The 13,084-nt window shown below is 49.7% G+C and carries 14 protein-coding genes; 1 reads left to right on the top strand and 13 read right to left on the bottom strand.

Going from position 1 to position 13,084, the window contains the following annotated elements; translation table 11 throughout:
- Positions 1-15: 15 nt before the first annotated feature.
- The 9 genes from AK95_RS25415 to AK95_RS25370 all read right to left on the bottom strand — a co-directional run bounded on the left by AK95_RS25415 (position 16) and on the right by AK95_RS25370 (position 6,511).
- A complete protein-coding gene (locus AK95_RS25415) occupies positions 16-912 on the bottom strand; it encodes a 5'-3' exonuclease (protein WP_201259430.1) in 897 nt (298 codons plus the stop codon).
- Positions 913-1,233: 321 nt separating this feature from the next.
- Positions 1,234-1,596: an arsenate reductase family protein gene (locus AK95_RS25410; RefSeq protein ID WP_071222700.1), complete on the bottom strand. Its 363-nt coding sequence runs from the start codon at positions 1,594-1,596 to the stop codon at positions 1,234-1,236.
- 37 nt (positions 1,597-1,633) lie between these two features.
- Entirely contained in the window at positions 1,634-2,641 is a 1,008-nt protein-coding gene (locus AK95_RS25405; protein WP_071222698.1) for an RluA family pseudouridine synthase, read from the bottom strand.
- A gap of 3 nt (positions 2,642-2,644) precedes the next feature.
- A complete protein-coding gene (locus AK95_RS25400; protein ID WP_071222697.1) occupies positions 2,645-3,205 on the bottom strand; it encodes a cob(I)yrinic acid a,c-diamide adenosyltransferase in 561 nt (186 codons plus the stop codon).
- A gap of 346 nt (positions 3,206-3,551) precedes the next feature.
- Positions 3,552-3,815: an aspartyl-phosphate phosphatase Spo0E family protein gene (locus AK95_RS25390; protein WP_009590300.1), complete on the bottom strand. Its 264-nt coding sequence runs from the start codon at positions 3,813-3,815 to the stop codon at positions 3,552-3,554.
- A 118-nt stretch (positions 3,816-3,933) separates the two neighbouring features.
- Positions 3,934-5,139: an aminotransferase class I/II-fold pyridoxal phosphate-dependent enzyme gene (locus tag AK95_RS25385; RefSeq protein WP_071222694.1), complete on the bottom strand. Its 1,206-nt coding sequence runs from the start codon at positions 5,137-5,139 to the stop codon at positions 3,934-3,936.
- A gap of 14 nt (positions 5,140-5,153) precedes the next feature.
- Positions 5,154-5,654, bottom strand: coding sequence for an Lrp/AsnC family transcriptional regulator (locus tag AK95_RS25380; RefSeq protein ID WP_071222693.1), 501 nt, complete (start codon positions 5,652-5,654; stop codon positions 5,154-5,156).
- Positions 5,655-5,830: 176 nt separating this feature from the next.
- A complete protein-coding gene (locus AK95_RS25375) occupies positions 5,831-6,226 on the bottom strand; it encodes a spore coat protein (RefSeq protein ID WP_071222692.1) in 396 nt (131 codons plus the stop codon).
- Between the two features lie 48 nt (positions 6,227-6,274).
- Entirely contained in the window at positions 6,275-6,511 is a 237-nt protein-coding gene (locus AK95_RS25370) for a hypothetical protein (RefSeq protein ID WP_071222691.1), read from the bottom strand.
- A 131-nt stretch (positions 6,512-6,642) separates the two neighbouring features.
- Here AK95_RS25370 and AK95_RS25365 point away from each other — a divergent pair, with 131 nt between their 5' ends.
- Positions 6,643-7,878, top strand: a complete 1,236-nt coding sequence (locus tag AK95_RS25365) for an NAD(P)/FAD-dependent oxidoreductase (protein WP_235613226.1) — start codon at positions 6,643-6,645, stop codon at positions 7,876-7,878.
- Between the two features lie 142 nt (positions 7,879-8,020).
- Here AK95_RS25365 and AK95_RS25360 read toward each other — a convergent pair whose 3' ends face one another.
- From AK95_RS25360 to AK95_RS25345, 4 genes are all read right to left on the bottom strand, one after another.
- Positions 8,021-9,247 carry an MFS transporter gene (locus AK95_RS25360; RefSeq protein ID WP_343225174.1) on the bottom strand — a complete coding sequence of 409 codons (1,227 nt, stop codon included), beginning with the start codon at positions 9,245-9,247 and terminating at the stop codon, positions 8,021-8,023.
- 120 nt (positions 9,248-9,367) lie between these two features.
- Positions 9,368-9,925 (bottom strand): hypothetical protein, encoded by a 558-nt coding sequence (locus tag AK95_RS25355; RefSeq protein ID WP_071222689.1) that lies wholly within the window; start codon positions 9,923-9,925, stop codon positions 9,368-9,370.
- Positions 9,926-10,085: 160 nt separating this feature from the next.
- Positions 10,086-10,505, bottom strand: coding sequence for a DUF350 domain-containing protein (locus AK95_RS25350; protein WP_071222688.1), 420 nt, complete (start codon positions 10,503-10,505; stop codon positions 10,086-10,088).
- Between the two features lie 120 nt (positions 10,506-10,625).
- Positions 10,626-12,995, bottom strand: coding sequence for an endonuclease MutS2 (locus AK95_RS25345; protein ID WP_071222687.1), 2,370 nt, complete (start codon positions 12,993-12,995; stop codon positions 10,626-10,628).
- Positions 12,996-13,084 lie beyond the last annotated feature (89 nt).

The following is a 13,084-nucleotide window of genomic DNA, read 5'->3' as shown; positions in this document are numbered from 1 at the left end:
ACCGTCTCCGCATGACTAGGAAACCACCGCCACCCCAAAAAGATGACCGAGGCTCTTCATCTCAAGCTCCTCCAGTTTGGTTAATGCACGTTCGTGATCCACGCTTAAGCGGCACAGATCCAATTCGCACTCCATGGGAACCTCGCAATGGATTTCGGCCAAAGCCCGGGACAGATGCAGCATTTCCAGATCCGCCTCGATCTTGGTGCGGACCCCTTTGGTCAGTGAATCAAGATTCGCAAGAATGCCTTCCACCGATTCATACTCCTGAATCAACTTGACTGCCGTTTTCTCGCCAATCCCGCGTACGCCCGGATAATTATCGCTCGTATCTCCCATCAGGCCTTTCACATCGATAACCTGTCTTGGAGAAAGTCCTTTTTCCGCGTACAACGTTTCCGGGGTATAGTGCATATAATTGCCGTGTCCCTTTTTCATAATAATGACGGAAGTCGAATCGTTTACGAGCTGAAGCAGATCGTGGTCCCCCGACAGGATCTTTACATTCATGCTGTCCCCGTACCGTCTGGCCAGCGTGCCGATGCAATCATCGGCCTCATAGCCCACGACGCCCAGGTTCGGAATTCCCAGACATTCCGTCACATCGCGCACCAACGAAAACTGCGGAACCAGATCATCCGGGGCTTCCGGACGATTGCCTTTATACGACGCGAACTGCTCTGTTCGAAATGTTTTTGATCCCATATCCCAGCAGCACGCCACATGGGTAGGCTGAAATTTATCGATAGCATCCCACATATACCGCAGGAAGCCGTAAATCGCGTTGGTCGGCACTCCCGCTTTGGTTCGACGGATATAGCCGCTTGACGCGGTTGCATAATAAGCACGAAATAATAAAGCCATCCCGTCTACAAGCATTAAGGATGGTTGTTGATTGGGTATCACAGTCATGATCGCTCCTAACTTTAACTTCTCTGATATTACCTTAAATATACCTTGTCATTATACCATATCCCTATATAGACTTGGGCTTGTCATAAGGTATTTCTTTGAATTTCCTATCTTTGGCTGTCCATAAGAAAAACGTCTATCGACGTACTTTCTCAGTAGACAGACCGCATTTAGCGGAAGTTTTTCTTGCGAGATAAGGATGCTAAGCCTCGGATGTTTATACTATCTTATCTCTTAAAACAAAAGAACATCCCGGCGGTCGAAAGACCTTGGGATGCTCTACCTTCTTCAGCAGGAGAATGTGTACATGCCGGATCCATTCTACTTCTGCCATGACTCCTGATATTGTTCCGCTTTAAAGCCGACGGTCACTTTACTGCCGTCCGTCACGATCGGACGCTTAATTAATCTCCCGTTGGACGACAACAGTTCGATTTTCTCCTCATCGGAGAGCCCAGGCAGCTTGTCCTTCAGATTCATTTCCTTGTAGACCTCGCCGCTCGTATTGAAAAATTTCTTAAGCTCCAGACCGCTCTTGGCGATAAGGTCGGCTAGTTCTTCCTTCTGTGGCGGTTGTTCAAAAATATTTTGAAGTTCCAGCTCATGTCCTTCGTTCTGCAGCCATTTGACCGCGTTGCGGCATGTTCCGCATTTCGGATATTGATATACTTTCAGTTTGCTCATTCGATACGTTCTCCTTCTAGTGTTGTTTTGAACCTACTTAAGTCGCCTCATCCGCGAGCATGTTTCTCAGTGCGTTCATATCCTCAGGAAGCGGGGCTGTGAATGTCATCGTGCTCCCCTCAATCGGGTGAATTAGCGTCAGGCTCGCTGCATGCAGCGCCTGCCGGCCCATATAGCGGTCCAGCCTCATGATCGTTGCAGCTTCCAGATCTGCTGGACCGGCGGCCAAGTCCGAAGCCGCCCCGTCTGATCGTAACTCCCGATCGCTGTAAACCGGATGCCTGTACATCTGATCTCCAATCAATGGACAACCGATGCTAAGCATATGCACCCGAATTTGATGGGTACGGCCCGTTTCCAGCTTTAATTCGACCAAGGATGCGGAAGGGTAAGCTTCGCATACCTTATATCGCGTAAGCGAAGGGTATCCTTCGGGAGTTACGATGCGGCGGTGGGGGTCTAACGGGTCCCGATCAATCGGACCGTCAATATCGCCTGAGGGGAAAGCAGGCTTGCCATGAACAAATGCTACATACCTCTTGTCAACGGTGCCGGCTATCATTTGTTCGGAAACATGCTGGTGAATATATGCATTCTTCGCAATCACCAACACGCCGGAAGTCTCCTGGTCCAGCCTGTGAACCGCTCTGAACCGGTATTTCCAGCCCTTCTCCTGCCAATAGTGAACGACGCCGTTCGCCAGCGTGTCCGTATAATGCCCGTGCGTCGGATGGACAATGATCCCCGCCGGCTTGTTCAGCACAAGCAGATGTTCATCCTCGTACAGAATATGAAGATTCATCGGCTGGGGCAGCATATCGTCTGATCGTTCCTGCTCCATCCGGATTTCGATCAGATCTCCGGCATGCACGTTAACGCTAATGTATACACGGGCCCCGTTCAGCATGATGCCCTGCTCAGTCAACTTGAGGCGCGACAGCAGCTTACGGGATACCCCCATCCGTTTTTGCAAAATGGTCTTAAGTTGCATGCCGTCTTCCTGTGGGGACACGACATAACTGATAGGCGGATAATACAAACTCATGAATTACCGAAACACCTTTCCGCTTCGCTCATATTCGACATCCGGAATCCCGGCGTGCACATTGGCTGCCCGTGCAGTCACGAAGAAATAGTCGGACAAACGGTTCAAATAGCGGCGGACCTCCGGATTGATTTCCGTGGTTCGCTGCAGCGAAACGGTCAACCTCTCGGCGCGACGGCATACGGTCCGACATACATGAAGCAGCGAAGACAACGCGCTTCCGCCTGGCAAGATGAAACGCTCAAGCGGAGGGTTCTTCTCCTCGAAAGCATCCAGCCATACCTCCAGATTGTCCACAAGCTCGGCGCTTACCTTGAGTTTATCCTCTCGAGGTCTCGCATAGGCCAGATCCGAGCCGCAATCGAACAGTTCATGCTGGATTCGAACGAGCTGAAGATGAAGTTCCTCAAAGTCGGCTTCCTTGGCCAAAAACACGGCCTGACCGACAAAGCTGTTCAATTCGTCAATTGTGCCATACGCTTCTATCCGCGGGTCATCCTTGGGCACACGACCGCCAATAATTGAAGTTTCCCCTGCATCTCCCGTTCTTGTATATACCTTCATCACATTATCCTCCATTTCATCGTCCGATCCTTATCCATAAACACCATATATCTTAAGATTATAGAATTTATAGTTTCAGCGAAGCTTAGCAATTCTATAATCTCAAGAAAAACTTCCTTTAACCGCGGTCTGTCTTCTGAGAAAGTACGTCGATAGACGTTTTTGTTATTATGCTCAACTATAGCATATTTTCGAATCAGGGTCCCTCTACGCCGGAATAAGCCCAGGCCCATCATGATTCCGGGATGTTTTTTTTCATCAGAGGGAATCTTTAGACGCAAACAAGGCTGATCCGTAAGGCATCTAGCCCCAGGAACAGCCTTGTAATATTCAATCAGATCGTATTTTATAGTTTCTTTTTGGGATGGGCCTTCATATATTCGTTAATCTTCAAGTCCAGCAAACTGCTGATCTCGATGACAATCTCCGACGTGAAGGACTGCTCTTCCAAAAAAATTTGTTCCATCTTTCGGCGAAGCATATGAATTTCGTCTTCCAAGGTAATTTCCTGAGGAGTGGATTTGGCTGATTTAATTGACCATTTACCGTGATTATTGTCTTCAGCCGTATAGTCACCACGGTAGTTTGACAATTCATAATCACAAAACACTGGTGATCCCTCCTTGGAAAGTAAAATTCTGCCCCCAAAATAAAATTATAACATATATTTTGCCAATGGAAAGTGATTTTTTTGTTAATTCAAGGAAAAAGTTCAACGATTTCCTTGCCTACTTTATTTTTTCCACAAAATTACCCATTCTCTCCAAGGCCTCATTCAGTTGGGCAATGGATGTAGCATATGAGCAGCGAATGAATCCTTCCCCGCCAAGGCCGAATGCGGTGCCCGGTACGGCAGCCACTTTCGCCTCGGTCAGCAAGCGCTGGGCAAATTCATCCGAGCCGAGTCCCGTTCGCTTGATGCTTGGGAACGCGTAGAACGCTCCCTGTGGCTCGTGGCAATCCAAACCGATCTCGCGCAGCCCTTGAACCACGAGTCTGCGCCGCTGGTTATAGGATTCAACCATTCGGTCCTTTTCCCCCATGCCGTTACGCAATGCTTCGAGCGCGGCGACTTGCCCCATTGCGGGTGCACACATAACCGTATACTGGTGGATTTTCAGCATGGCGCCGATCAGATCCGAATGAGCACACACATACCCCATACGCCAACCTGTCATAGCAAATGCCTTCGAGAAGCCGCTCACCAGAATGGTGCGGTCCATCATGCCTGGCATCGAGGCAAAGCTGACGTGCTTTCCTTCATATGTGAGCTCAGCATAGATTTCATCGGAGATCACAATCAGATCGTGTTTTTCCACTACTTCCGCAATGGGCAGCCAATCCTCATAGGTCATGATTGCTCCTGTTGGATTGCTTGGGTAACACAGGATCAGAATCTTCGATTTGGGGGTGATTTGCGCTTCGAGCGCCTCGGCCGTCAGTTTGAAATGATGCTCTGCCGTCGTTTCAATACCAACAGGCACCCCGCCACCGATTGAAGCAATCGGCGAGTAAGAAATGTAACACGGCTCGGGGATCAGAATTTCATCTCCGGGAACAATCAAGGCACGCAGCGCCAGATCAATCGCTTCACTGCCGCCTACGGTTACGATCATTTCATTGGCAGGATTATAGGTCACGTGGAAACTGTCGTTCAAATATTCCGCGATCGCCTCCCGCAGTTCCGGCATACCGGCATTGGACGTATATCCTGTAAACCCGCGCTCCAATGAATATACGCAGGCTTCTCGTACATGCCACGGCGTTACGAAATCAGGCTCACCGACACCAAGTGTGATAATATCTTTATTTCCACTGACGAGATCAAAAAACTTACGGATTCCAGAGGGTTGAATGTCCCTGACCCTGGGCGCCAAATAGGAGCTCATCGATTTCCTGTTATTTTCTGCAAGCTGCTGTTCGTTCACAATCATAGCACACGCTTCCTTTACGGCGAGATCAGGAGACGATTGTCTTCTTGACGTTCTTCAAAGATAATCCCGTCTTGTTTATATTTTTTCAAAATAAAATTCGTTTTGGTCGATAGTACAGAATCGATAGGTGACAGTTTCTCCGAAACAAAGTTGGCCACCTCACGCAAGTTTCCGCCTTCCACTTCAACAAGCAAGTCGTAGGCGCCAGACATAAGATAGACCGACTTCACCTGCGGGAATAAATAAATCCGTTCCGCAATTCCTTCAAAGCCTCTTCCGCGCTCAGGTGTAATTTGAACCTCGATCAGCGCCGTAACCTTCTCGTCTTCCACCTTGCCCCAGTTGACTACGGTCGCGTACTTAACAATGACGTGATCTCGTTCAAGCTCCGCAATGGAGGTCTTTACTTCTTCCTCATCTACACCGAGTAGAGTAGAGAGCAGAGCCGGCGATCTTCTCGCGTCTTCTTTCAGCAGATCAAGCACCTTTAGTTTCAATTCGCTAAGCTCTTCCATATACGTATCCTCCAGCACTTATTCCGAATAACCGTTCTTATAGCATGATATATCGGAACAGAGATTAATACTTATATTACAATAACTTACACGGGATGTGCAAAAAAAAATACCGATGCATGCCGGCAGCGGCGGCTGCGGGGGTCATCGGCTCATAGATTGAGTTAACCATGGGATCATTGGGTTACATTATTAGAAGCAGGCGCTACATTGGTGGCATGCGGCGCTACATTCGGGTGATGCGCAAACGCGCCCATGCCGGAAGTTTTTTGATTAATGGTTTCCCGAGTTTTTTGCAGCGACTGCTGCGCTTGCTTATACTGCTTGTCCACATCGTATTTCAATGCATGCCGAGGCGCGGTATACATGTTCTGCTGCTTCATCATATTAAAAAACTCGCCTTGCAGTCTCAGTGTATCCGCAGTCAAATCTGTAAACATTTGGCGCACCTCAGGGCAAGAGGCTTCCGTCGTGGCTGTCGTATACTCTCGAACGGCACGTTTCAGCTCTCCCAGAATAGGGCTAAGCATATCCTCTTCGGGCAGGTATGAAGATCCATTAGGGGTTACCATAAGTCGTTCCTCCTTAACAATTTTGCTTCCTGGTCTATACATCTCCTCTTATTGAGGCTGCGTCGGCGCGATATTGCTGTGAATTTGCAGAGCGTTAACCAAGGTGTCCAGATGCTGCTCATGGCGTTTTACGAATCCCAGCAGCGCCTGCTGGATGGCTGGATTCTGACTGGCTGCTGCTGTCGCGGCACAATGCTTGGCCAGCATGGTTTCGTTGGAGATGCAATCCGCAATATAGTCCAGTTCTTTTGAGGTTAGAGGCTGTAATTGCTGATTAGGTGTCATCTTTGTGTTTGTTCCCCTTTCCATTTAGGTTGCACAGGAGCTAGTATGCCACCTATATAAAAATCTATGTCGTGAGATGTCATTAAAAACGAAAGGAACGTCCAAACTAATAACGATGTGACAATGAGGGGGTGAGGGACATTTTACTGACCGGCGGAATAACGCCCTGGAAATATTTAAACACTGAACCTGTAAAAAAATACCCCGGTCTATCAGAACAGCTCAGCTGTGATGTGCTCATAGTCGGCGGCGGTATAAGCGGCGCGCTGATGGCCTACGTGCTGACCATGCAAGGCGTGGACACCGTCCTACTGGAGAAAAAACGCGTGTGCGAAGGCAGCACATCCGCCAATTCGGGGCTGTTGCAATTTTCTAACGACTGCCCTCTATCTGATCTGATCCAACAATTTGGTGAACAACGGGCTTCCTCCTTCTACATGATGTGCAGACATGCGGTACGCCGGATCACCGAAATCGCAAATCATCTGTCCAGGGATTCCGGCCTGATCACGCGAAGCAGCCTCTACTATGCCAGTACCCCTCAAGATGTCGGCATGATTCGGCATGAGTATGACCTGCTCAAACGGAAGGGCTTCGATGTGGAATACTGGGGCCGCGAGCATATGAAGGCTAACTTCCCGTTCTCAAAAGAAGCGGCCATCTATGCCCGTGGCGATGCCGAAATCGATCCTTACCGTTTCGGGCATAATCTTCTCCGGGATGCCAGCGAGCATGGGCTGCGAGTTTACGAAAATAGCGAAGTGAAAGAAACACGGTATACCGATAGTGATGTCACCGTCTTAACCGATAAAGGAAGCGTTCTGGCCAAGAACATCATCTGGGCCACCGGGTATAGCACCCAGGAATGGAAGCCTGATTATCAAGCGGAGCTGCTCAACACCTATGCCATCCTGACGGAGCCGGTATCCGATCTGTCTTCATGGTATGAGCGCTCATTCATATGGGAAACAAATCGCCCTTATCTCTATTTCCGGACAACGCCGGATCAGCGAATCATAGCCGGGGGGCTGGATGAGCCGCTGCCTCCTTCTGGCAAACCAGAGGAGTACGCTGAACCAAGAAGCCGGAGATTGTTAAATGAAATTCATCAGCTGTTCCCCCATATGACGGATTTGAAGATCGCTTGCAGTTGGGCCGGCGTATTTGCCACAACCAAAGACGGCATCCCGCTGATCGGCAGGCACCCGAAATATCCGCACAGCTATTTTATCGAGGTGTATGGCGGAAACGGGACCGTATACAGCATGATCGCTGCGGATCTGCTGGGCGAGACGATAGCAGGACGTGAGCCCGAAGAACTGAAATGGTTCTCCCTGACACGGCCAATGGACCTTAAGACGTCATAAAATAATAGAAGGTATCACCAAGCAGGCCATGCAACCTTGGAGATACCTTCTTTGCGTGTGTACGGATTGCGCTCTCACAGTCGTTCAGCAAACCGTTTGTTTAACTAGCGGAATTCTTTTGACCCGAGGGATGTCATTAGCTTTAGGTGACTTGACCTTTGGACGGGAACAGCTTACGTATAAACAGCCACGATCCGATAGGGGATGCCCCCAGGAACAACAGCAGCAACGTCACCGTTAACGTGTCCTGTCTAAATGACAGGACAAGAATGAACACAAGCAGGCCCGTAATTCGTCCTATGGTTAAACTGAGCTCCCGCAGCACGACCAGTTCCACCCGCTTCTCCACGTTTTCCTGATTCACTCCCATAAGATCAAAGCTGGCCGATATAGCCGGCATCATATACAGCGGAATGAACAGCGACGTCCCGATTCCCAGCACCAGCAGCGTCGTATAGTTGACCGCAACCAGCAGCGGTAAAATGACCAGCAGCATCAATATGGAACCTACCAGCATGCCGGTTTTACGGAATTTGGGCTTGAACCACTTCCCGCAGGCCCAGTAGCTGACCAGCGAAACCGCCGAAGTAATCAATGCAAACTGCCCCAGCTTCGACTCCTGATCCGTTGCCACAAAAACAAGGAGCGTAATAAGGAAGGAAAATACACCTTCCCTGATTCCCTGAACGGCCAAGCCGAATACCGCGTATTTCCATACGCCGCCCTCCTTGAGCCGGCTCAACCCCTCCAGCCAATGATAGCCGCTTTGGACCGGCCTTTTTCGCAGAAAAAAGCTCAGCACCACCGTCACGGCGAAGATGACCATCGATACGGTAAAAATAAACCGGTAGCCTTGATCCCCACGCATCATCGTGATGATCCAGCCCGCCAGCCACGGACCGATAATCCCCGTGATGGAGCCCAGGAGTCCGATCCAGCCATTAAACCAGTCCCGATTCTCCGCGCTCGAAACCTCAAAATAGACCACATTAAAGGCTAACCAGAATAATCCTAATGACACGCCGAACAGCAAGCCGAGCGGCCAAATATAATGGACGGCGTCCCGCCCTGCCCACAGAACGCATAAATAAAACAGGCCGGACACCGCAATTCCCAGGCGAAGCGCATTCATTTTGTTATGCTCCTTCACCCATTTGCCGGCGGCCCAGAACGTCAAGCCCAATGCCACCTGCTGAGCAATCGTGAACCAACCGAGCATCGTATAATCCTGGCGGCTTTTCCATAGGTATACGTTGAGGAACGTACCCGACAATGCACTCGATAAGATAAACAACCCATGAACGGATAACAGAAGTATAGCCTGGGGGTCCTTTGTCAACTTCATATACAGTTCCTCCCTCGCCCTCACACTTGAAGTCCAAGGTATTTTACCCCTCTAATCCCCACTTCATGAACAAAAAAAAGGAAACCGCCGGTAGCAGTTTCCTTAAGTTCGCACGGATCGGCACACAGCGCCTTTCCGTAAACGCTATTCCTTTTTATGGATAAAGCTCTTGATCATCCGAAGCCGGTCATTCTCTGCCAGATTATACTGTACATGGAAGCATCCAGGGCACACATATACGTTCAAATCATATGGCGGCTGAAGGATAGGGCCTTGAATCAAAGCTGCGTTAACCGGCTGGAAGCCTTCCCCGCTCACGTGCTGCGTTCCGGCATGAAGCATATACTCCCGGCAATGCAAGCACTCGGGAACTTCCTCTTGCTGGTCCAGAATCCCCTCTACGGTCTCCTCAAATGCAAATAGGTCGTGATCCTCCCCGTACTTATCCACGGTTCGAAGCGAGGACAGCGATTCCTGGTCGGATCCCCAAATACGTTGAAGATCAACCACTTCCTCTTCGGAAGCCTCATAATCCTCTTCATATTCCTCCGGATCGTCTTGTGTTTCCTCGTCATCCAATGCGATATTCAATGTGCGGTAGCCTTTCAGCTCGTTCGCACAATGAGGACAAGTATCTTCGGGACCTATCTCTTCATCCCACACAATCTCACTTTGGCACCATGGGCAAACCGTCGGTTCCATCGATCATTCATCCCTTTCTTATTCAAACGGCCATGGATGGCCCTGTTCACTTTATTTTTATTGAGACATCAAGTATACAATACCCGCCACAAAAAAAATCAAGGCAGCCGCAAACAATATCCGCGGTAAATATTTCATCGTCCTTTTCCTCCCGAAGCCCTTAAATGATGCTCGCTCCAATAATGTAAGATAAAGATACGGTGATAAGAAGTACGATCAAGCCCACTGCTCGATTATCCTTGCTAATCTCTTCATCGACCGAAAACACAGGCGTCAAGAACTCAAGCAACCAATAAGCCAATAACAGCAGTATAAACCCGAAGAACGACCATTTAATCATGCCATAAATGGACGTATTGGCCGTTATGCTGTACCGCATCACGTTACAGATGCCAAAGATCTTCCCGCCGGTCGCCATGGCCGCGGCAACATTTCCTTTGCGTATTTCATCCCAGCAATTGTACTTGGTAACCAATTCAAAGCAATACAAGTAAACAATAAGTGCAAGTATCGCAACCGAGAAATAGCCGACGAGCACCCCGAGTGGATGGGTCAGCAAATGATCAATCGCTTCCGTCATTACCTTATTTCCTCCCTGATATAAACGGGATGCGGCACCTTTCGCATCCCGTCGTTCTAAACCTTATGATGATATGTTATACGATTGAAGGAGAAAACGGTTCCTGATTTCTTACTTTCCTTACTTCAGCTCGGCAATGGTGACGCCATTGCCGCCTTCGCCGTAATTACCTAAACGATGACTCTTAACATGCTTGTGCTTGCGCAAATAATCCTGAATTCCGGTTCGCAAGATCCCGGTGCCTTTGCCATGAATGATGTAAATCTGACCCAAGTTCCCCAGAAATGCCTCATCAATGAACCGATCCACCTCAATCAGCGCTTCTTCCAGATTTGCGCCTCTTAAATCCAGCTCATTCCGGATGTTGGTATCGCGAGTCCGTTTCAAGACAGTCGCATGCTGTTTCGGCGCCTGTTTAGCGTTTGCTGCCGGATTCGACAGCAGCTCCAAATCATCCAGCGATACCTTCATCTTCATGATGCCGAGCTGAACAACCGCCTCCTTCGAGCCGGCCATTTCCACGACATGCCCTTTCTGATTCAGGCTGTATACCCTAACCTCGTCTCCAGGCTCAATGCTGCGCTGCTGCTTCGCAGTACGCTGGCCAGCCGTCTTCTTGCCTTGCTGCGGTTCGGCATCATCCAAACGCTTTCTGGCAGCAATCAGCTTATGCTCCTTAACGGAAGCCCCTTCTTCTTGGGCAATCTTGCGCAGATCCGCGATGATTTCCTCGGCCTCATTCCGAGCCTTGTCCACGATCTGTCTCGCCTCTGCACGAGCTTTATCAACCAGCTTGTCCTTCTGCTCTTCCAGCTTCTGAAGCTCGTGCTGGTGACGAAGACGCAGATCCTCCATTTCCTTCCGAACCTGCTCCGCCTTCTCACGCTCTACTTCCGCGGTGTGACGGTTCTCTTCGAGGGATGCAATCATATGCTCCACCCGTTGATCCTCTTCCTTAACTTCGCCACGGGCAAATTCCAGAATGGATACCGGCAATCCCAAACGTTCTGCAATGGCAAACGCATTACTGCGTCCAGGTACGCCTACCAGCAGCCGGTAGGTCGGGCTTAGGGTATTGATATCGAACTCCATGCTGGCGTTGATCACGCCTTTGCGTTCATATGCATAAGCCTTCAATTCAGAATAGTGCGTCGTCGCAATCATGCGGCAGCCCATGCGGTGGATATGCTCCAGGATGGAAATCGCCAGGGCTGAACCCTCCGCAGGGTCGGTTCCTGCTCCAACCTCATCAAGCAGCACCAGACTCTTCGGCGTCATCTGGCTTAATATTCGGATGATGTTCGTCATATGGCTGGAGAAGGTACTGAGGCTCTGCTCAATGCTTTGCTCATCACCAATGTCCGCGTAAATTGCATCAAACACGCACATCTGGCTGCCTTCTTCGGCTGGAATAAAGAGTCCTGACATCGCCATCAGGTTTAATAACCCGATCGTTTTGAGCGTAACCGTCTTACCGCCGGTATTCGGACCCGTGACGATGATGGATGTATAGGAATTGCCCAATTCCACATCAAGCGGCACAACCTGATCCGCCGGAATCAGCGGATGTCGGCCTTTACGCAGCTTAATATAGCCTCTGTCATTCATTCTTGGCAGTGAAGCCTTCATGACATGGGCCAAACGAGCCTTGGCAAAAATAAAGTCGAGCTGGCCGATCAGATCCAAGTCAAGTGACAGCAGCTCAGCCTGTTCGCCGACCTGGGCGGTCAGCTTCTGCAAAATCACTTCGATCTCCCGCTCTTCCCGCATTCGCGTCTCGCGCAGCTTGTTGTTCATGGCTACGATGGATTCCGGCTCAATAAACAGCGTCGCGCCTGACCCGGACTGGTCGTGCACGATACCGCCAAAATGCGAGCGATATTCCGCTTTAACGGGGATGACAAAACGGTCGCCTCGTATCGTAATTAACTGGTCCTGCAGCATCTTCGCCACAGATTGCGATCGAATCATGGACTCCAGTTTCTCGCGAATGCGAACTTCTCCGCCCCTCAGCTCCCGCCGGATCTGGGAAAGCTCAGCGCTTGCGGAGTCAAGGACCTCAGCAGCATCATCAATACACAGCCGAATGGCGTCTTCCAGGGGCTTTTGCTCCGAAATAAGATCACTCAGATTATAGAGGATCTCAATCTTCTCGTCCTCATGAATCGCCGCAATAAACCGCTTGATTCGGCGTGATCCATGAATCGTATTCGATGTAGCCAGCAATTCATGGGGACTGAGCGTCCCTCCGATTCTGGCCCGCTTCAAAGCATCATTGATATCGGTAATCCCGCGGAAAGACGGATTGCCCTTGAGCCTGTCTACGGTGTAGGCCTGATCGGTAGCCGCAAGCAGATCCTTTACAGCCTCCAGGTCGGTTTCAGGCATTAACTTTTCAGCTCTTGCACTTCCCATAGAGGTTTGCGTGTATTGTATTAATGTATTTAAAATTTTCCGGTATTCTAAAGTTTGCAAAATCTTGTCATTCAAGAAGTTCACAACTCCTCTCAATCAATGCATATATTATATCGAAAGTGATGGGAATTCGCCAAGGAATCCAAAATCCTTCCACACATAAC

Origin of the sequence: Paenibacillus sp. LC231 (assembly GCF_001860525.1) — a bacterium.
In the GTDB taxonomy this organism is placed as follows: Bacteria; Bacillota; Bacilli; order Paenibacillales; family Paenibacillaceae; genus Paenibacillus_AQ.
Note: the sequence above shows the minus strand (reverse complement) of the source record. Positions and strands in the feature narration are given on the sequence as shown.